The following is a 19,486-nucleotide window of genomic DNA, read 5'->3' as shown; positions in this document are numbered from 1 at the left end:
CAGTCGTCAGAAGTGTAAAAAAATATTAATGAAGCCCCTGTGGGAAACCATGGGCGCTGCCGATACCTCGTTTAGGCCCACATTCCAATCACAACAGTGGTGACCAAAGGTTAGAACGGCGCGTTGACGCCCACTGATCGTTTCGCGGCAGGGACGCTCGCAAATACTACTTCTGAGAGCATCCCCCCTATGTCCCTTCGCCAATTGAATATTGCTCCACGCGCGTTCCTCGGTTTCGCCTTCATTGCGCTGTTAGTGATTTTATTAGGGGTGTTCGCGGTCAACCGCATGACGCAGATCCGTCAGTCTTCTGTGGACATGAGCGCCACCCAGCTACCCAGTGTCACGTCCTTGGGCATCATCACCGAAAACGTGCTGCGCCTGCGCATCCTCTCTTTTCGCGTGCTCGTCAACCGTGAGCCAGCCGCTCTGCAGGAAGCCGAAACCCGCATGAGTGCGCTGGCTGACAAGGTCAAGGCGGCCCAGGCCAGTTACGCGGCGCTGCCTGCTGGCACCGAGGAAACGGCGTTGTACAAAACCTTTGTCGGCACGCTGGACAACTACTTCAAGGCCCAGGCCGAGATGTTGGCCTTGTCCAAGCAGGGCAAGGTCGATGAGATGCGGACCTTGATCAACACGCGCATCAAGGACGGCACCGACCTGATGGGCGAGCAGTTGAACAAACTCATCGCCATCAACGCCGCCGATGCCAAGACCGCCGACGCCGAAGCCGGGCAAAGCTTCGACGGGGCAGTGACCGGTGTTATTGCGGTGTCGGTCGTGGCGGCGTTGCTCACGGTATTACTCGCTTGGCTGCTCACCCGCAGCATCGTCACACCCTTGCGCAAAGCCGTTGAAGTGGCCGAGACCATTGCCGCTGGCAACCTGAGCAAAGCCATCGAAGACGATGGCAAGGATGAGCCGGCGCGCCTGCTCCACGCCCTGGCCGCCATGCAAGCCAACCTGCGCCAGACCATCCAGCACATCGCAGGCTCCGCCACGCAGTTGGCGTCTGCCGCTGAAGAATTGAGCGCGGTCACCGAAGAGGCGTCCAAAGGCCTGCAGCAACAGAACAATGAAATCGACCAGGCCGCCACGGCAGTCAACGAGATGACCGCTGCCGTTGAAGAAGTGGCGCGCAATGCAGTGTCCACGTCCGAGGCTTCAGGCCAGTCCAACCAGGCCGCGCGTGAAGGTCGCGACCGCGTGGTGGAAACCGTCGGCGCGATCCAGACCATGACCCAGGACGTGCAGAACACCGCTGTGTTGATTGAAGGCCTGGCCACTCAAGGCCGTGATATCGGCAAGGTGCTGGACGTGATCCGCGCCATTGCCGAGCAGACCAACCTGCTGGCACTCAACGCGGCCATCGAAGCTGCGCGGGCCGGTGAAGCCGGGCGTGGCTTTGCGGTGGTGGCCGACGAAGTGCGGGCCCTGGCCCATCGCACCGCGCAGTCGACCCAGGAGATCGAAAAAATGGTCGCCGGTATCCAGAACGGCACCGGTGAAGCCGTGCAATCGATGCAGCAGAGCAACCAGCGCACCCAGAACACCCTGGAAATGGCCCGCGCGGCCGGTGTGGCGCTGGAGCAGATCACCCAGTCCATCAGCCTGATCAACGAACGCAACCTGGTGATCGCCAGCGCGTCCGAAGAACAGGCCCAGGTCTCCCGCGAAGTGGACCGCAACCTGGTGAATATCCGCGACCTGGCCACTCAGTCGGCGGCGGGTGCCAACCAGACCAGCGCGGCCAGCCATGAACTGTCGCGGCTGGCGGTGGATTTGAATGGGATGGTGGCCAGGTTCGTTATTTGATTTGGAATGAGATCAAAAATGTGGGAGCGGGCTTGCTCGCGAAGGCAGTCTGTCAGTTTGCATAGGTGTGACTGACATAACGTATTCGCGAGCAAGCCCGCTCCCACATTGGTTTTGTGTTGTGTCAGGGGTTATTGCTTCCAGGCCGCGGCATTCACCAAATTCTTCGGCCTCTCACCGGCCAACGCCTGCAACAGGTTATCCACCGCACACTTGGCCATCGCCTCCCGCGTCTCATGGGTTGCCGAACCCATGTGGGGAGTAGCCACCACGTTGTTCAAACGCAACAACGGCGAGTCATGAGCCAACGGCTCACGCTCAAACACATCCAACCCCGCCGCCCGTATCGTGCGTTGCTGCAGCGCCGCAACCAGCGCCGCCTCATCCACCACCTTGCCTCGCGAGATATTGATAAAGATTGTCTCCGGGCCCATCAGTGCAAACTCTTCGGCGCCGATCAGCTTTTCGGTCTCGGCGGTGAGCGGCAGCGTCAGGCAGACAAAATCGGCCTGTTGCAGCAATTCATTGAGGCTGCGGTACTGTGCGCCAAAGCGTTTTTCTACCAATGGCTTGGGCGAATGGCTGTGGTAAATCACCGGCATGCCAAAACCAAAATGCCCACGCTGGGCCAACGCCTCGCCGATACGGCCCATGCCGATGATGCCCAGGGTCTTGCCGTGCACGTCGCTGCCAAAGTGCGCCGGGCCGATGTTTTTGTTCCATTGGCCGGCGCGCACCATGTCGGCCAACTCCACCACACGGCGGGCTGTGGCCAGGATCAGCGCAAAGCCGGTGTCGGCGGTGGTTTCGGTGAGTACATCGGGGGTGTTGCTGAGCAGGATGCCGCGCGTGGTCAGGTAGTCGATATCGTAGTTGTCGACGCCCACGGACACGCTGGCCACGGCCTCCAGTTGCGGCGCCAAGTCGAGCAGCTTGGCATCCAGGCGCAGGCTGGCACCCAGCAGGCCGTGGGCGGTGGGCAACGCGTCGCGCAGTTTACCCAGGCCGGTCTCGTCCAGCGCTTCAATCAGCGTGACGTCAGCGTGTTCATGCAGGCGTGCCATCAGCGGCGCGGAGAGTTTCTTGTACAACACGACAGACTTTTTCATGCGGTCTTGGCCTTCAATTCGAGGGTGGGTGCGGGCGAGCGGTCGCTGGCGCCAGGCTTGAGGAAAATCGTCAGCACCACCGACAGCAGCAACGCGCCGCTCATCAGCAGGTACGAGGCGCCGGGCGAGCCGGTGCTGCTATTGAGGTAACCCACCAGGTACGAACCGCCGAACGAACCCAAGGCGCCCATGCTGTTGATCAGCGCCATGGCGCCACCGGCCACGTTGGCGGGCAGGATCTCCGGGACAATGGCGAAGAACGGGCCGTAAGGCGCATACATACACGCCCCCGCGATCACCAGCAGGGTGTAGGACCACCAGAAATGTTCGGCGCCGAGGGCGTAGGACCCATAGAAGGCAATGGAGGCGATCAGCAGCGGCGGCCATACAAAGCGCTTACGCTTTTGCAGCTTGTCCGAGCCCCAGGACACCACCAGCATGCCAATCACCGCCGCCAGGTAAGGCAGCGCCGACAACCAGCCTGCCTCGACCATGTCCATCTTCAACCCGGCCTTGAGGATCGACGGCAGCCACAGCACAAAGCCATATACGCCGATGCTCCAGCAGAAGAACTGCAACGCCAGCACGATCACCTTGGGCGAACGGAACGCTTCGCTGTAGTTCTTCACGGCCTTGATACCCACCTGTTCGGCGGCGAGGGCGCTTTCCAGGCTGTGTTTTTCGCTGTCGCTGAGCCACTGGGCGTCCTTGGGACGCTCATCGGCCAGTTTCCACCAGATAAACGCCCACAACACCGCTGGCAGGCCTTCGATGATAAACATCCAGCGCCAGCTGAAATGCTGCACCAGGTAGCCCGACACCACCGACATCCACAGCATAGTCACCGGGTTGCCGAGGATCAGGAAGGTATTGGCGCGGGAGCGTTCGGCGCGGGTGAACCAATGGCACAGGTACACCAACATTGCTGGCATCACCGCCGCCTCGACCACGCCAAGCGTGAAGCGAATCACGATCAGCATGTAGGCGTTGGACACCACGCCAGTGAGGGTGGCCAAGCCGCCCCAGAGGATCAGGCTGACAAAAATCAGCTTCTTGACGCTGCGCTTTTGCGCGTAGATCGCCCCCGGCACCTGGAAGAAAAAGTAGCCAAGGAAAAAAAGCGCCCCCAGCAGCGACGACATGCCGGGAGTGATCATCAGGTCTTCGGCCATTCCGGAGGCGGCAGCGAAGCCATAGTTGGCGCGGTCCAGGTACGCCAGGCTGTAGGTGATAAAAACGATGGGCATGATGTACCACCAACGGCGGGTGGCGAGTTTCACGGTTTCCATGGGGTGGCTCCTGAGCTTGTTGTAGTTGTGGCAACAGGTAGTTGAGTTACGCAACGGATCGAACGGGTAATTCCAGACGGGTGGGCAAACCTTCCATATCTCCGCGACTCTGCACGGCGCGGCTACCGATCCAGTTGCCGCGTTGTACCGCCTCGGGGAAGCTCAGGTTTTCCAGCAGGGCGCTGATCATGCCCACGGCAAAACCGTCGCCGGCGCCTACGGTGTCCACGACTTTTTCCACGGGCACGGCGGCGATAAAGCCCTGGTCCAGGTGGGTGCGGTAGTAGGCGCCGTCTGCGCCGAGCTTGATGGCAACGGCTTCGGCGCCCTGGTCGAGGTAGAACGCGGCGATATCCGCCGGGTCGTCAAACCCGGTGAGCAGGCGGCCTTCGCCCAGGCCCGGCAGGACCCAGTCGGCGTGGGTGGCGAGGGCGTTTATTTCGCGGATCATCGTCTGCTCGTTAGCCCACAGCGATGGGCGCAGGTTCGGGTCGAACGACACGCTGCCCCCGCCCTTGCGCATTTGCGTCATCAGCTCGGTGGACAGCTCACGGGTTGCTTCGGACAACGCTGGCGGAATGCCGGTGGCATGCAAATGGCGGGCTTGCAGCAGCGCTGGGCTGATAGCCGCGATAGACAAGTGACTGGCCGCTGAACCCTTGCGGAAATACTCGACCTGCGGGTCGGCGCCGGCCTCTTCACGGGACTTGAATTGAAAACCCGTGGGATGCAGCGGGTCGACCGCCACATGCCGGCAATCCAGGCCTTCCTTTTGCAGCGTGTCGACCACAAAGCGGCCTAACGAGTCATTGCCCACCCGGCTCAGCCAGGCGACGTTGAAACCCAACCGCGACAAGCCGATGGCCACATTGCTGTCGGCGCCCGCAATACGTTTATGAAACTGCGCCACCTGGGCCAAATCGCCGGTTTGCTCAGCGACAAACATCGCCATGGTTTCACCAAACGAGAGGATATCGATCTCAGACATGGGCGTTCTCCACGCGGGGTTGGCCAAGGACGGCGAGGGCGCTGACCTGTTGTGCAGTGACGTCAATCAGGTCATCACCTTGCAACGGAAATTCCACCGCCCGAGTAATTCCTTGAGTCATATGCTTGAGCAGTTGTTCCCACAGATGCAGGTCAGTGGCGCCCGGCGGCACGGCCACCAATTTGCCGTCTGCACGTCGGGCCACGGCCTTGCAGTGCAGGTAATCCACATGCCGGCCCAGCAGGCGTGCAGCGGTGAGGGCGGATTGGTCTTGCCACTGCCAGTTGCCGATGTCGAAGGTCATCTTGACCGGCAGGCCCAGGCGTTCCACTTCGGTGAAGAAGCGCTGCATCGGTTCGATGCGTCCGCCGTGCAGGGTCTGGTCGTTTTCCACCAGCAACTGCACCGGGTGGCGGGCGAGCAGGGCGTGCAGGCTTTCCAGGTCGTTGGTGTCGGTGAAATAGCCGAGGGAGACTTTGAGCCATTGCGCGCCAAAGGTTTGGGCGCGGTTCAGGGTGGCAATGAGTTCGGCATTGGGCTGGGCACGGCCAGCGACCCACAGCTCCAGGGGTGATGAGAACACCGATTGCAATTGGTGGTGTTCAGCGGCCTGGGCCAGTTCAGCCGGGTGCTCAGTGGTCAGTAATTCTTCACGCCACTCGATGCGCTGGGCGCCGGAGGCCTTGAGCAGCTCGACAAAGCTCAACTGGCCTTGCTGTCGAACCAAGTCGGCGCCGTAGCTGGAGAGGCTGATGGAGACGGGGTATTTGTGCATTGTTGTTTACCTCTGAAACCGGTTTCATTTTTGTTCAAAAAAACACGCTCTCTGTAGGAGCGAGCTTGCTCGCGAAAATCCTGAGCACACCGTGTTCATTCAGGATGCCCGCGTTACCGTTGGCGATTTTCGCGAGCAAGCTCGCTCCTACAGGGGTTGGTGGAGCCGCGGATGATGAGTTGGGGTGGGAAATCCAGGGTGCGTGTCGGCTCGGTATCGCCACGCAGGCGCTTGAGCAGACAGTCGAACGCTGTGGCACCGATGGCCTCGGTCGGTTGGGCGAGGGCGGTGATACCTGTACCTACCAGCGGATACCAGTCCAGGTCATCCAGGGCGATCAGGCCGATATCCTCGAACAGGTTGCAGCCCAGGCTCTTTAACGCACGGGTACAGGCCAATGCCGCCACGCCGTTGGCACAAAACAACGCCTTGGGCCCGGACTTGGCCAAAAAAATCTGCAGGTGGTGTTCCAATTCAGCGTTCAACTCCAACACGGCGCCGGTCAACTGCGGGCGGTTGGCGATTTCCTGCTTGAAACTTTCCACACGCTCCAACCGCGAGCTGGTGCCGTCTGTGGCCTCACTTACCAACAACACATCGCGATAACCCTGTTGCTGCAAATGCTCCACTGCCATGCGCACCGCCGCCGGGTTATCCAGCCCCACCAGGTCGCTGTGCAGCGGCTCAACCTTGCGGTCCACCAGCACCAGGGGCATTTCCCGTTGCAGTTCCAGCAGTTGGTCCAGGTGATGGCCGAGGGTGTTCACGATCAACCCTTCGATGTTGTACGAGCGCAGCGCCGCCAAGTGCTGACGCTCCTGTTCGTCATCACGGTCGGTGTTGCACACCACCAGGCTGTAGCCGTGTTGGCGGCAGGCGGTTTCGACGCCGTGCATCACGGCAATGGAGTAGGGGTTGCGAATGTCTGCCACCAGCATGCCAATCAGGCGTGTGCGGCCGCGCTTAAGGCCACGGGCCATCTGGTTGGGGCGATAACCGAGGTGGTCAATGGCTTGTTCGATGCGCTGGGCGATGGCATCGGAGAGTAGGGCGCGGTCGTCGCCGATAAAACGCGAGACGCTGGCTTTGGACACGCCGGCGTGTTGGGCGACGTCGAGCATGGTGACGCGGGTGCGTTGGGCGGCGGAGAAGGAAGTCACGGTGGGCAGCCTTTCTTATTTTGAGTTTTCAGAATCTGAAACCGGTTTCAGGAGACATCAACCTGGCCTATTCGTCAAGCGTCAAATCCAAGGTCACGCGGCTGGAAACCGACGAGCGGCAGTGACTACCTGTGAGTTCTGACAGTATTCGATCTTGCGCATTGCGCGTTTAATTTGCCACAGGCACTTGAATGCATCGCGAATGAAGAAATCCTAGGAGCGCATGATGAGTTCTCCACGAAACTTCGGTAAGGCATTGCCAAGAAACGGAATCTTTCGATTGGACGATATTGAGGTGCCCATCCTCGATCACGTGATCCCGCCCATACTTGAAGGCTACATTCCTCATCAGCACCTCGACTCCGACCTTGAAGTGGTCATCCCTAAGTTGTGGGATGGTGCGGCGCAGGCGGGTGAATTCAATATTGTAGAAATCGTCTGGGCTCGCAGTGGAGGGGAGGGCGTCCCCCCCTTCAAGGAGCGCTGGGATGGCCCAATTAACAAGCCTTTTCCTTTCTCCATCTGGATCTCGCGAGACTATCTGGAGAATGACGGCACAGTTCGGCTGGGTTACCGGATCACTGATGAGACTGGAGGGTCAACAACTTCGGATTTGCGCACCCTGGTGCTTGATCGTACCCCGCCCAATAACAACGTTGCACCCCGTGCGCCTCAGTTCCCTGTTTCGCTTATTGATGCGGACTATGCGGCGACGCATCTAACGGTTGACCTTGTCGTACAGCCTTATAATGGCCGACGGGCTAAAGACCGTATTTATTACTACCACTCGGATCAGTCACCGCCCGCCGACGCCGCACCTGCCGGGTATGTAGAGCTTGAATGGGAGGACAGCCCGCTGATCCTGCCGATTCCTGTCGCGCAATTTTCCTTGTATCCCAATGGTACTCAATATGTACATATTCGCCTTCAGGACCGCTCGGGCAACCGAGGGCCCAGGTCTGAACAGGCGAATGTACAAGTGCAACTGCCGGCGGGGCCTTCGGACCTTAAAGCGCTGGTCATTCCAGCGATGGCGAACGGCCTGATCAATCGGCACGATGCCCGGCTTGGGGTGGTTGCAAAATTGCAGTACGACAATTGGCAGACGGGAGACCGCTACACCGTAGATTGGGGGAACACACGCCTTGTAACGCAGAGCGTCACTCAAGTGCCGTTCGATGCCGAGATCCCGTGGCCCAAATTGATAGAGGATGGTTTGGGGATCGACACCGGTAACGCCACCTACACCATCACGCGTTTCGGCAGCAGTGTGCCAACCCCACCCAGCCCACCCACGCTGATTCGTTGGGATTTCAGAGTTGCAGGCCAGGACCATATCAATGCACCTGCATTACTGAATATGGATTTGCCGCGAGTGACGGTATTTGGGGAAGGCTCGACAACGGATAACTACATCGACCTTCGTGATAAGGACAAGCGCGTCTACGCCAGTGTGTTGTTGTATCACCAACCGAAAACGGGAGAAGTTCTAGAGCTATTTTGGGGTGACTTTCCCTCTATGGACAAGCCCATAGCGAGCTATACCGTCGATACAAGCAAGGGGGACGCCGAAGGTGTACGGGTTGAGTTCAGTGATATTGATTGGCAAGTCATTGTTGACGCAGGTAATAACGACAAGTTGCCGGTGTACTACACGACGTTCAATGGCGTGAACGAGCAGTTGTCCTACTTTACCAATGTGGAGGTTGATGCTGTGCCTCCCAAGATATTTCAGCGGGTGGAGTATCCAAGTGCCAATATCTTTACGTTTATCAACTGTGACGCAGCTATAAAACTTTGGGACCACGTCCCTATCCGGATACTGCCCGAAGCAGACTTCAGGGAAGGTGATGACTTGGTTGCACAATGGTACGGTTACCGGGAGTTTGGTGGCGGTGGCCCCATCCCATCGACTGCGGACACCCTGGTGCATCGTTTGAGCAAGGAAGAGGCGGAAAGCGGATATACGTTCAAGCAAGCGAACTATGAAGAGAAAGTCAAACCCATCAAGTCGCCGGACCCGCACAGCCCGGGGAGTTCTGCCTCTGTTGAATATACCCTCTGGCGGAAAAATAGAATCATCGGCTCCTCGAGATTACGTTACGTCAAAATTGATCGAAGAAGACCCGGCCTCGGCTATTGTGGGCCCGACGGCGATGGGCCGGAAATCAAGTAAGTAAAGGCACTTAAAGGTAATAAGCTGATGCACGTTGCAGACATGAGTCGTTGCAGGCGCGAGGCTATTTGACTGGCGAGTTTCGTTTATAAAAAAGGAGAACGTACATGACAATCTTAAGCAAGAAACAGCAGGCTGCAATTGATTCGCGTGCCGCCAATAAAACGCTGTTGTCTCAACGCAAGGCCGGTGTTTTAGCATTGCCCCTCCCAACCTTTGACTCATTGAACAGTGACGGGCTCATTTCTGCTGCCAATGCGAAAAAACCGCTCCCCGTAACGTTTGATATCTCGGAACTGGCTGCCGACGAGGACTTGGACCCCCTCACCACTCGGGTTGACATTCATATGCGTGGCCGAGGCGCATCACAATGGGGAGCGGCGATGTACGTCGTACGGTTCCAGACGGCCGCAAACCCGACCTTCCCACCCATTGACGCACCTTTCATCAGGGATATGCCAGTATCACGCTTGACCGAAGGTCAGCATGAGGTGGGGTATATCCTCTATGAGGGCAGCTCTCCTACACCGTTGCTGATCGGTGCGCCACTGGAGGTGGACTTCACTGCGCCTGAGTTTCCCAATCACCCACGGGCTCCGGAATTTCCGCTCTATCTGGCATCCGGTAAAATCACCCAACAGGATGTGGATGATCATCCCGAGGGCCTGGAGTGTACATATCCTGACTATTCAACCCGTAAAGCAGGGGAACGTATTGCGGTGCACTTCTCTCCGGACTTCTCTTCACAGTTGTCTGACCCGGTTGATACTTTTCCTGTTGACGATGACCTGAAATTTACGCTGGACTGGGACCTGATTAAAGACAATCTAGCTGGGCAAAATTACTTGTTTTATGTGTTGATCGATCTTGCTGGCAACCCGAGCAAAGACAGCACGCCCGCCCGAATCACTTTAGAACTGACGCCTGCTCCGGATCCGCTGGAGGCCTATGTTCCTCTGGCGCGCCAGCCTGCCGACGGACTTCTGGATTTGGCGGACCTTTATGACCCTGATGGGGTGTTCGTCGCTATACGCCAATATACAAACAATTTGCCGTCGGTTGACGTAGTCGAATTGACGTTTGGTACGCGGCCGCCGCTACGTTTTCCCGTCAATTTGTTCTTGCCCTTTCCGTTGATGCTACCCATCACTCGCGCGAACCTGTTGGCTGATTACGGCACCGCCACGGGAGAACTTCCAACGACCATTGCGTATTTTATCGACCGTCACGGCACCTCATTCGATGCGCCAGACCACGAAATTGCGCAGGATTATTCCGCCGAAGGACCTCCACCCACTCCCGATCCGGAAAACCCTGCGTTTAACCTCGTGACGGTCTACGGCAGTGATCCGGACGTGGAGAATGAACTACCTGCTGACGACTTTGAAGTTGATGCGACCGTTAAGTTGGTGTTGTGGGATACGCCTTTGCCGGCTCCAGGAGCAAGAATTCGTGGTTATTGGGATGATTTTGCGCATGAGTTTATGGATGTGACCCTGACCACTGAAGGGCCAGGCGACACCCTGACCCGCACAGTGCCTTGGGAGACTATCCGAACAGTGGGGAACAAGACCGTCAAGGTGTTCTACACAGTGGGTTGGGGTACCAATGACAACATCCAACGCTCCCGTTCGCAGGATGTGGTCGTGAATGCCAACAAAGTCGTGTTGCAAATGGCCGTCATCAAAAAGGCAACCGCGACGTGGGCATGTACGGACCTCCATCCGGTGAATTGGGCAGGGACTGTCCATGTGCCAGGCAATTCGGTCTACTTCAAAGAATTCATGGTCATACGGTGTGAGTTCCGAGTGTTCAGCGATATCACGGGGGATACCCAGTTGGGGACTACACTGGTTCTGAATTCACCGCCACTGACGCCGGCCATGGTTACAGGTGGTTTCGATATTACGGTTCCTTATGCATCGCTGCGTCCCGCAGTGCGCAATTCAGTGGACTTCCACTATTTCGTACCTATTCCAGGAGAGGGGGACCAACCCTCCGTGCGAGCCTGGGCGCGCACTCGGTTCACCGACTTGAATGGTCTGTTTTGCGAGCAGCAACCCCCTACTGTTTAAGGGATGATCCGTTGTAGAGACAGAACATTGGGGGGCTGCGGCCCCCATATTTTCCGTACATCCTCCTTGCGCACTTCACGCTTCAAATACCTTTCTTCACACCGGCATGTTGGGATTAATCCTACATATAAAGGTAATCCCGTTCTGTAGCTTTGCGGCCTTGAGTGGCCTGGCTCCAACCCTCTGGAAATAGGCCGAACAGTTCCGCTATGGAATGTCTGTTGAATGAGTGGTGTCTTGTGAAAATTAATTCGTGTTTTAAGTTAAAACCTTTGGTTGCCATGATGCAGGTGCCGTCGGTGGTCACATTATTGTTTCTTGCTCCGGGTGCCCAAGCCAGGCTTATTGAAAATACGGAAGAAACTATCCGCCATGACGCCTATTTGGATACCTATGAGTTGCAAAATGCCACATTGAACATTGTGGATGGTCGTGCACTGGATATTTATGCCAACGCGTCGAATCTGAACGTCAGTGAGCAAACTACGATTACGGGGACCGTTGTTGCTCAAGGTGGCTCAAATGTGAGCGTAGATGATAGTCGTATCATCGCTTCCGGGGAGTTTAGAACCGGTTTGACGTTACTCAGCAGCACCGCACAGATCAACAACAGTGTGATCTCCAGTGCTGATTATCATGGTTTGCTGGTGGGCAAGTTCACCACCTCGACCGAGGCCTCGAGCGCGGTCGTCAACGGAAGCGTGCTTGTCGGCGCCACAGGTGGTGCTGCAGTGGCAGGTGGAAGTGTACTGGAGGCTGTCAACAGCCAATTGATAGGTACCGGCGCTGGTAGCTTCGGGTTGAGCCTGGAAAGCGCTACGGCCCAGGCCTATCAAAGCAATATCACCGGCGGGCGTAACGGCATTGAAATGTCGTATGACCGTCATGCGCCAGGGCCGAATACGCTGTTGCTTGATCAGACTCATGTCACGGGAACGACGGGTGCAGCTTTGTTGGTGCAAGGTTATAAAGGCAACGGCTCGGTCGCCAACATAGACGTGCGCAATGGTTCGACCTTGACGGGCGGTAACGGCAACCTGCTGGAAGTGAAAGGCTTTTCAACAGCCAATATGAATGTTGAGAACAGCCAGTTACAGGGTGACGTCATTGTTGATGCCGGCAGCAGTGCTCACCTGCAACTCAATGATCATGCTTCGCTGACCGGCCGCCTGGAAAATGTGTCGTCGTTGCTGGTGGGTGATCAATCGATGTGGGTCATGACCGGCAACAGCCAGGTGGGTGACTTGAGTTTGGCCAATGGTGTGGTCAAATTCGGCCAGGGCGAGAAGAACGCGTTTTATCAACTAGACCTGGAGAGTCTGTCGGGGCAGGGCACCTTTGTAATGGGAACGGATTTCGCTGGAGGCCTGACCGACTTCCTGAATATCACTGGGGAAGCAACCGGCAACCACGAACTGTTGCTCGCCAGCAGTGGCGCTGAACCGGTGAACCCGGGAGAGGTGCATATCGTCCATACCGGTGGTGGCGATGCACAATTTTCCCTGGTGGGGGGGGCGGTAGATGTCGGCGCCTGGTCCTACGGGCTTAAGCAAGAAGGTACTGATTGGTTCCTTGATCCCGATAACCGTACCGTCAGTCCGGGTACCCGCTCGGTCCTGGCATTGTTCAATACGGCCCCGACCGTGTGGTATGGCGAGATGACGTCTTTGCGCAGTCGCATGGGTGAACTACGCCATAACGGTGCCGAAGCGGGTGGCTGGCTGCGTGCATACGGCAACAAATATGAAGTCAGCGGTGGAGATGGCGGTGCTTACGATCAGGTACAGCGTGGTTTCTCCCTGGGAGCGGACGCACCGCTGGGCGATGGGCAATGGTTGCTGGGGGTGATGGCTGGCCACAGTACGTCAGACTTGGACCTCAGCCGTGGTACATCGGGTACCGTCAAGAGTTACTACGCCGGCCTGTACGCCACTTGGCTGGATGAAGAGAGCGGCTACTACTTCGACGGTGTGGTCAAGGCTAACCGCTTGAACAATGACTCCAAAGTGGGCTTGAGTGATGGCAAGCAGGCTAAAGGTAGCTACAGCACCAACGCGTTGGGCGCGTCGGTTGAGGTGGGCCGGAACATCAAGTTGGACAACGACTTTTTTATCGAGCCGTTTGCCCAGGCCTCGGTGGTCACGGTGCAGGGCAAGAGCTACGGCCTGGACAATGGCTTGAAAGCCAAAGGCAACCATACTGACTCGGTGCTGGGTAAGCTTGGGGTGACTGTAGGTCGTGACTTTGTAATGGATGACGGCAGTTTGGTCCAACCGTACCTGCGGGCTGGGATGGCCCATGAGTTTGCCAAAAACAACAAGGTGTCGGTCAACAACCAAGCATTTGACAATAACCTTTCAGGCTCGCGTGTAGAACTGGGTGCCGGGGTCGCGGTTTCGCTGTCCAAACATTTACAAGTGCATGCCGATTTTGACTACGGTCAGGGCAAGCACGTTGATCAGCCATGGGGTGCGAATGTTGGTGTGCGCTATACATGGTAACTGAGCAATAACACTGAACCTTGAATGTATAAAAGCGCCCCGTTTTCCGGGGCGTTTTTTTTTGGCTGTTATTTAAATACTTAACAGAATCTGTGCGCGTACTTCTATGCCGTTGAGATCATGGAAGTAAATATCGAGCGCACCACTGATGCTGTTATCATTTGGATCGTGGAAAAATTCAATCGTCCCTCGTTCGGCTTCATAAGCAGGCGTCGGCGTATCATTAACAGTCATGAGAATAACGGCGAGCCGAGGGTCTTTATCGTTCTCTGTTAATGTGTAACGGCCATTTGGCAGGAGGTCGCGATTCGCAGAATACTTGAAGGTGACCACCTGCCTTGAAGTTTCATTGGGTGGGATCCGCATGGTGCCTTCTGCAAGCCAAAAATTATTTTTCAACGTATGCGTCATAAAGTCGGCTTTGAAGTCCTGGCCTCCGATCTTGCCTTGAAAATACTGTTGCTCGACTTCGCTTTTCGTGCCCTTCCGGAGGGGTGCAGTAGGGGTGCTCATTATGTCGTTCTCCTTCGTGTGTCGATGACGTGTGTAAACAATCGGCTTGCAAACGTGCACTCTTTAACAGGCGTCTACTCAAGTCTCTAGATGGCGAGTTGCAATGAAATATTGTCGACGACCAAAAATGTTGTGCCTTCCACTTGAAGCGTGAAGTCAGGAGTATCCACTGGCACCGTGAGCGAAAACAGATAAGTGTCCCAGCCGCCACTACCGCGCAACTCAACCTCGGGTACGTTGTCGGGTGCCAGGTGGAACCTGACAAAGCCATGCCCCCCAGACGGCGTCTGAGCGTCAATTGAAAAAGTGTAAGTCTGCCCTGGGGTTACCGTGATGTGCTGCTCTATGAACCCCCCGTGGTTCAGCTGACTTTGCTGACTGTTGAAGGTCGCGGTGGCCGGAGGAGTGGCTGTCACATCCCAGTCATTCCCGTTAGTTGAAAAATTGCCGTTGCGGATAAGTTCAATGGGAATGATTGTTCCGTCATCCTCAACCAATCTGACGTTATCGAACCACACGTCCCCTGAGGTGCCCGTCAATTGCACAGTGGCCCCAGTTGTGGCTGCGGGTGTGGTGAACGCCAACGAGCGACGCAACCAGCCATGGTTGCCAGACACGGGAATGGACTCCTGGGTGCCTGACGGCTGGAATATCACACTCGCTGCACCCGAGCCGTTGTAGGTAATCAGGCTGTAGAGACTAAAGGTGTAGGCTGTTGCGCCCAAAATGGTCAAGGTCTGTTCGGCCCGGGCATTTTTCCTCAGGATGCAACTTTGGTTGGAGAAATCTACCTCCCCAGGGGGCACCGCAGAGGCATTCCAATGCAGTTCTTTTACGGCAAAGTTGCCGTTGCGAATAAGGTTGTTGGCTAATGGAACGAGCGCTGACATCGGTTAACCCTCCGCAGCTGTTGCATGGCTTTATTAAGTCCATTCAGCGCCCGAAGTCGACATTCAACAACTGTCAGAAGTAACAGGTTCGCCCCTCCGTTCGTCGCCTTTTTCTGATGGTTAGCCCTAGCCGAACAGCCCCGCCGCAATATTGATCGAGAAACCTAAAATCGCGGTATTGAATAGAAACCCGATCAACGACTGCCCCAACACCACCTTGCGCATGCCCCGTGTCGCAACGCCCACATCCGAGGTTTGCACGGCCACGCCGATGGTGAACGAGAAGTACAGGAAGTCCCAATAGTTGGGCGTGAGTAGTCCTTCGGCGAAGCGCAGCGCGGGTTCCTTACCGTCCCAGGTGTAATACAGGCGGGCGTAATGCACGCTGAAAATCACCCCGATCAGCAACCACGAACCGATAACCGTCAGGCCGGTGAAGCCGTAGTGCAACAGGCGTTCGGTGGTGGGCAGGTCTTTGCTGCCGACCAGTTCGAAGGTAATCGTGGCCAAACTCGCAATGGCCGCAATGCACACCGTGAACAGCACTAGCCCGGCGTTCTCATCTTCGATTTCGGCGATGCGCTTGACGTCTTCGGCCTTGGCGCGCCGGGTGAGCCAGAGCATCAGCACGAGGTAGGTCCACACGCCTGTGTTCCAGCCGATGAGGATTTTGCTGACGACCGTGTCGGCCGGCACCAGTAGGCCTACGGCGAGGCCCAGCACGGCGGCGGCGGAGAGGCGAGGGTGGGTGCGGGCTAGGAAGGGCATGGTTGCTCACTGCTTACCAAGTGTCAGCAGACTGTAGCTGATCCTGCATACAACCCATAACCCTGTGGGAGGGGGCTTGCCCTAATGCCAGTCAGTTAAGCTTTTTGTAGGAGCGAGCTCGCTCGCGAAGAACTCGAAGGCAACACGTTCATCCAGGTTTCACGCGTTATCGTTGACGTTTTTCGCGAGCAAGCTCGCTCCTACAGGGGTTGGTAAACGCTTAACTGACTGGCATTAGGGCTTGCCCCCGATAGCGGTGGGTCAGTGAAGAATATTTCAGCTGATACACCGCCATCGGGGGCAAGCCCCCTCCCACATTTGACCGCGTCTACCTTGGGCTCTTTTTGACCAGTTTCATCACCACCACAAAGAACACCGGCACAAACACCACCGCCAGCGTCGCGGTGATCATCCCGCCAATCACCCCCGTACCAATCGCCTGCTGGCTTGCCGAACTGGCCCCGGTGGCAATCGCCAGCGGCACCACGCCGAGGATGAACGCCAGCGAGGTCATGATGATCGGCCGCAAGCGCAGCCGTGCTGCCTTCAACGTGGCGCTGATCAGGTCTTCGCCCTGGTCGTATAGGTCTTTGGCGAACTCGATGATCAAAATCGCGTTCTTCGCCGACAGGCCGATGATGGTGATCAAACCGACCTTGAAGAACACATCATTGGGCATGCCACGCAAGGTCACGGCCAATACCGCGCCGAGTACCCCCAGCGGCACCACCAGCAGCACCGAGGTCGGGATCGACCAGCTTTCATACAGCGCTGCCAGGCACAGGAACACGATCAGCAGCGACAGGCCCAGCAGCATCGGTGCCTGGGCGCCAGACAAACGTTCCTGCAATGACAGACCGGTCCATTCCTGACCCAGCCCGGCGGGCAGTTGGTTGACCAGGCGCTGGATCTCATTCATCGCTTCACCGGTGCTATGGCCCGGTGCAGCCTCGCCACTGATGGCAATTGCCGGGTAGCCGTTATAACGCGTCAACTGCGCCGGGCCCTGGGTCCATTTAGCTTCGACGAAGGCCGACAGCGGCACCATTTTGCCAGCGTTGTTGCGCACGTTGATCTTCATCAAGTCCGCCACCTGGCTGCGTTGGTCGCCTTCGGCCTGCACCACCACGCGCTGCATGCGGCCCTGGTTGGGGAAGTCGTTGATATACGCCGATCCAATCGCCGAAGACAGCACGTTGCCCACATCTGCGAAGGACACGCCCAGGGCGTTGGCCTGCTTGCGGTCCACCTCCAACTGCACTTGCGGTGCTTCGGCCAGGGCGCTTTCGCGCACGTTGGCCAGTATCGGGCTTTTTTCGGCTGCCGCCAGCAGCTGGGTCCGCGCCGCCATCAATGCCGCGTGGCCCACGCCGCCACGGTCCTGCAAGCGGAATTCAAAGCCACTGGAGGTGCCCAGGCCATCCACCGGTGGTGGCAACACGGCGTAGGCAATCGCATCCTTGAGCTCGCTGAAAACCATATTGGCGCGGTCTGCAATGGACGCTGCGGAATCATCGCTACCTCGCTCCGACCAATCCTTGAGCGTGGTAAACGCCAGCGCCGCGTTCTGCCCGGAACCGGAGAAACTGAACCCCATGATCATGGTGGTATCGCCCACCCCCGGTTCACCGGCGTTATGCGCCTCGATCTGCTCGGCCACCTGCACCGTGCGGTTTTTACTGGCACCCGGCGGCAGTTGGATATCGGTGATGGTGTAGCCCTGGTCTTCCACCGGCAGGAATGAGGAGGGCAGGCGGCTGAACATCCACCCCAGGCCCACCAGCAGTATCAGGTAGATCAACAGGTAACGGCCGCTGCGCTTGAGAGCATAGGCCACCCAGCCTTCATAGCGGTCAGTGAGCTGATCGAAGCGTTTGTTGAACCAACCGAAAAAGCCGCCTTTGGCGTGGTGATCACCTTTGGCAATCGGCTTGAGCAAGGTCGCGCACAGCGCTGGGGTCAAGGTCAGGGCCAGGAACGCCGAGAACAGGATCGAAGTCGCCATCGACAGCGAGAACTGCTGGTAAATCACCCCCACCGAACCCGGCATGAACGCCATCGGCAGGAACACCGCCACCAGCACCAACGTGATCCCGACGATAGCCCCGGTGATCTGGCCCATGGCTTTTTTCGTCGCATCCTTGGGCGACAGGCCCTCGGTGGCCATGATGCGCTCGACGTTCTCCACCACCACAATCGCGTCGTCCACCAGGATGCCGATGGCCAGCACCATGCCGAACATGGTCAGCACGTTGATCGAAAAACCCAGCAGCAACATGGTGGCAAAGGTGCCCATCAGCGCAATCGGCACCACCAATGTTGGGATCAGCGTGTAGCGCACGTTCTGCAGGAACAGGAACATCACCGCAAACACCAGCGCCATGGCTTCGAGCAGGGTGTAGACCACCTTGGTGATCGAGACCTTCACGAACGGCGAGGTGTCGTACGGAATCTTGTATTCCACATTGGCCGGGAAGTAGCGCGACAGTTCGTCCATCTTCGCCCGCACCAATGTTGCGGTGTTCAGCGCGTTGGCCCCCGGTGCCAATTGCACACTGACGGCGGTGGACGGCTTGCCGTTCAGGCGCGTGGAGAACTGGTATTCCTGGCTGCCGATTTCTACCCGCGCCACATCACCGATGCGCACGGTGGAACCGTCCGGGTTGGCCTTGAGCACGATGTCGGCAAATTCCGCCGGTGTGGAGAGCTGGCCCTTGACCAGAATGGCGGCGGTGATTTCCTGAGTCTTGGTGCCTGGCAAATCACCAATGCTGCCCGCCGACACCTGGGCGTTCTGCGCGCTGATGGCAGCGTTCACATCGGCGGGCGTGAGGTTGAAACCGATCAGCTTTTGCGGGTCGATCCAGATGCGCATCGCCCGTTCGGCGCCGTATAGCTGCGCCTTGCCCACGCCGTCCAGGCGCTTGAGCTCGTTCATCACGTTGCGCGCCAGGTAGTCGCTGAGCGCCACGTCATCAAGCTTGCCGTCGCTGGAAGTGAGGGTGACCAGCAGAAGGAAACCGGCAGACACTTTCTCTACCTGCAACCCTTGCTGGGTCACCGCTTGGGGCAGGCGCGGCTCCACGGCCTTGAGGCGGTTTTGCACATCTACCTGGGCCATTTCCGGGTCGGTGCCGGGTTGGAAGGTGGCGGTGATGGTGGCCGAACCCAGGCTGCTTTGGGATTCGAAGTACAGCAGGTGATCGGCGCCGTTGAGCTCCTGCTCGATCAGGCTCACCACGCTTTCATCCAGGGTTTGCGCCGAGGCACCGGGGTACACCGCGTAGATCTCGACTTTAGGCGGTGCAACGTTCGGGTACTGGGCCACCGGCAACTGCGGGATAGCCAGCGCGCCGGCCAGCAGGATGAACAGGGCCACCACCCAGGCAAAAATCGGGCGGTCAATAAAGAACTGCGGCATGGCGGG

The 19,486-nt window shown here is 57.7% G+C and carries 13 protein-coding genes; 4 read left to right on the top strand and 9 right to left on the bottom strand.

What is annotated here, in order from left to right; genetic code table 11:
* Positions 1 to 189: 189 nt before the first annotated feature.
* Positions 190 to 1,815 (top strand): methyl-accepting chemotaxis protein, encoded by a 1,626-nt coding sequence (locus tag DYL59_RS05300; protein WP_135288234.1) that lies wholly within the window; start codon positions 190 to 192, stop codon positions 1,813 to 1,815.
* 131 nt (positions 1,816 to 1,946) lie between these two features.
* On the opposite strand, the gene DYL59_RS05295 is transcribed toward DYL59_RS05300, so the two are convergent.
* From DYL59_RS05295 to DYL59_RS05275, 5 genes are all read right to left on the bottom strand, one after another.
* Positions 1,947 to 2,924 (bottom strand): 2-hydroxyacid dehydrogenase, encoded by a 978-nt coding sequence (locus tag DYL59_RS05295; RefSeq protein ID WP_135288233.1) that lies wholly within the window; start codon positions 2,922 to 2,924, stop codon positions 1,947 to 1,949.
* The gene (locus DYL59_RS05290) at positions 2,921 to 4,213 is read right to left on the bottom strand and encodes an MFS transporter (protein ID WP_135288232.1); all 1,293 of its coding nucleotides are present in this window, start codon (positions 4,211 to 4,213) and stop codon (positions 2,921 to 2,923) included. Before DYL59_RS05290 ends, DYL59_RS05295 begins: the two co-directional genes overlap by 4 nt.
* 46 nt (positions 4,214 to 4,259) lie before the next feature.
* Positions 4,260 to 5,201: a sugar kinase gene (locus DYL59_RS05285; protein ID WP_135288231.1), complete on the bottom strand. Its 942-nt coding sequence runs from the start codon at positions 5,199 to 5,201 to the stop codon at positions 4,260 to 4,262.
* Positions 5,194 to 5,976, bottom strand: coding sequence for a sugar phosphate isomerase/epimerase family protein (locus DYL59_RS05280; RefSeq protein ID WP_135288230.1), 783 nt, complete (start codon positions 5,974 to 5,976; stop codon positions 5,194 to 5,196). The genes DYL59_RS05285 and DYL59_RS05280 overlap by 8 nt, the downstream gene beginning before the upstream one ends.
* A gap of 113 nt (positions 5,977 to 6,089) precedes the next feature.
* Positions 6,090 to 7,097, bottom strand: a complete 1,008-nt coding sequence (locus DYL59_RS05275; protein ID WP_202877193.1) for a LacI family DNA-binding transcriptional regulator — start codon at positions 7,095 to 7,097, stop codon at positions 6,090 to 6,092.
* A gap of 319 nt (positions 7,098 to 7,416) precedes the next feature.
* Here DYL59_RS05275 and DYL59_RS05270 point away from each other — a divergent pair, with 319 nt between their 5' ends.
* The 3 genes from DYL59_RS05270 (at position 7,417) to DYL59_RS05260 (ending at position 13,888) form a co-directional block, all read left to right on the top strand.
* A complete protein-coding gene (locus DYL59_RS05270; RefSeq protein ID WP_135288228.1) occupies positions 7,417 to 9,312 on the top strand; it encodes a hypothetical protein in 1,896 nt (631 codons plus the stop codon).
* 107 nt (positions 9,313 to 9,419) lie between these two features.
* On the top strand, positions 9,420 to 11,387 hold the full coding sequence (locus DYL59_RS05265; RefSeq protein WP_135288227.1) for a hypothetical protein: 1,968 nt from the start codon (positions 9,420 to 9,422) through the stop codon (positions 11,385 to 11,387).
* Between the two features lie 239 nt (positions 11,388 to 11,626).
* Positions 11,627 to 13,888 carry an autotransporter outer membrane beta-barrel domain-containing protein gene (locus DYL59_RS05260; protein WP_337678416.1) on the top strand — a complete coding sequence of 754 codons (2,262 nt, stop codon included), beginning with the start codon at positions 11,627 to 11,629 and terminating at the stop codon, positions 13,886 to 13,888.
* Positions 13,889 to 13,960: 72 nt separating this feature from the next.
* Here DYL59_RS05260 and DYL59_RS05255 read toward each other — a convergent pair whose 3' ends face one another.
* The 4 genes from DYL59_RS05255 to DYL59_RS05240 all read right to left on the bottom strand — a co-directional run bounded on the left by DYL59_RS05255 (position 13,961) and on the right by DYL59_RS05240 (position 19,480).
* On the bottom strand, positions 13,961 to 14,401 hold the full coding sequence (locus DYL59_RS05255) for a hypothetical protein (protein ID WP_135288226.1): 441 nt from the start codon (positions 14,399 to 14,401) through the stop codon (positions 13,961 to 13,963).
* 86 nt (positions 14,402 to 14,487) lie between these two features.
* Entirely contained in the window at positions 14,488 to 15,291 is an 804-nt protein-coding gene (locus tag DYL59_RS05250; protein ID WP_135288225.1) for a carbohydrate binding domain-containing protein, read from the bottom strand.
* 126 nt (positions 15,292 to 15,417) lie between these two features.
* The gene (locus tag DYL59_RS05245) at positions 15,418 to 16,059 is read right to left on the bottom strand and encodes a DUF1345 domain-containing protein (protein ID WP_135288224.1); all 642 of its coding nucleotides are present in this window, start codon (positions 16,057 to 16,059) and stop codon (positions 15,418 to 15,420) included.
* Positions 16,060 to 16,387: 328 nt separating this feature from the next.
* Positions 16,388 to 19,480: an efflux RND transporter permease subunit gene (locus DYL59_RS05240; RefSeq protein WP_135288223.1), complete on the bottom strand. Its 3,093-nt coding sequence runs from the start codon at positions 19,478 to 19,480 to the stop codon at positions 16,388 to 16,390.
* Positions 19,481 to 19,486: the final 6 nt, after the last annotated feature.

The organism is Pseudomonas kairouanensis, from assembly GCF_004682055.1.
Lineage (GTDB): Bacteria > Pseudomonadota > Gammaproteobacteria > Pseudomonadales > Pseudomonadaceae > Aquipseudomonas > Aquipseudomonas kairouanensis.
Note: the sequence above shows the minus strand (reverse complement) of the source record. Positions and strands in the feature narration are given on the sequence as shown.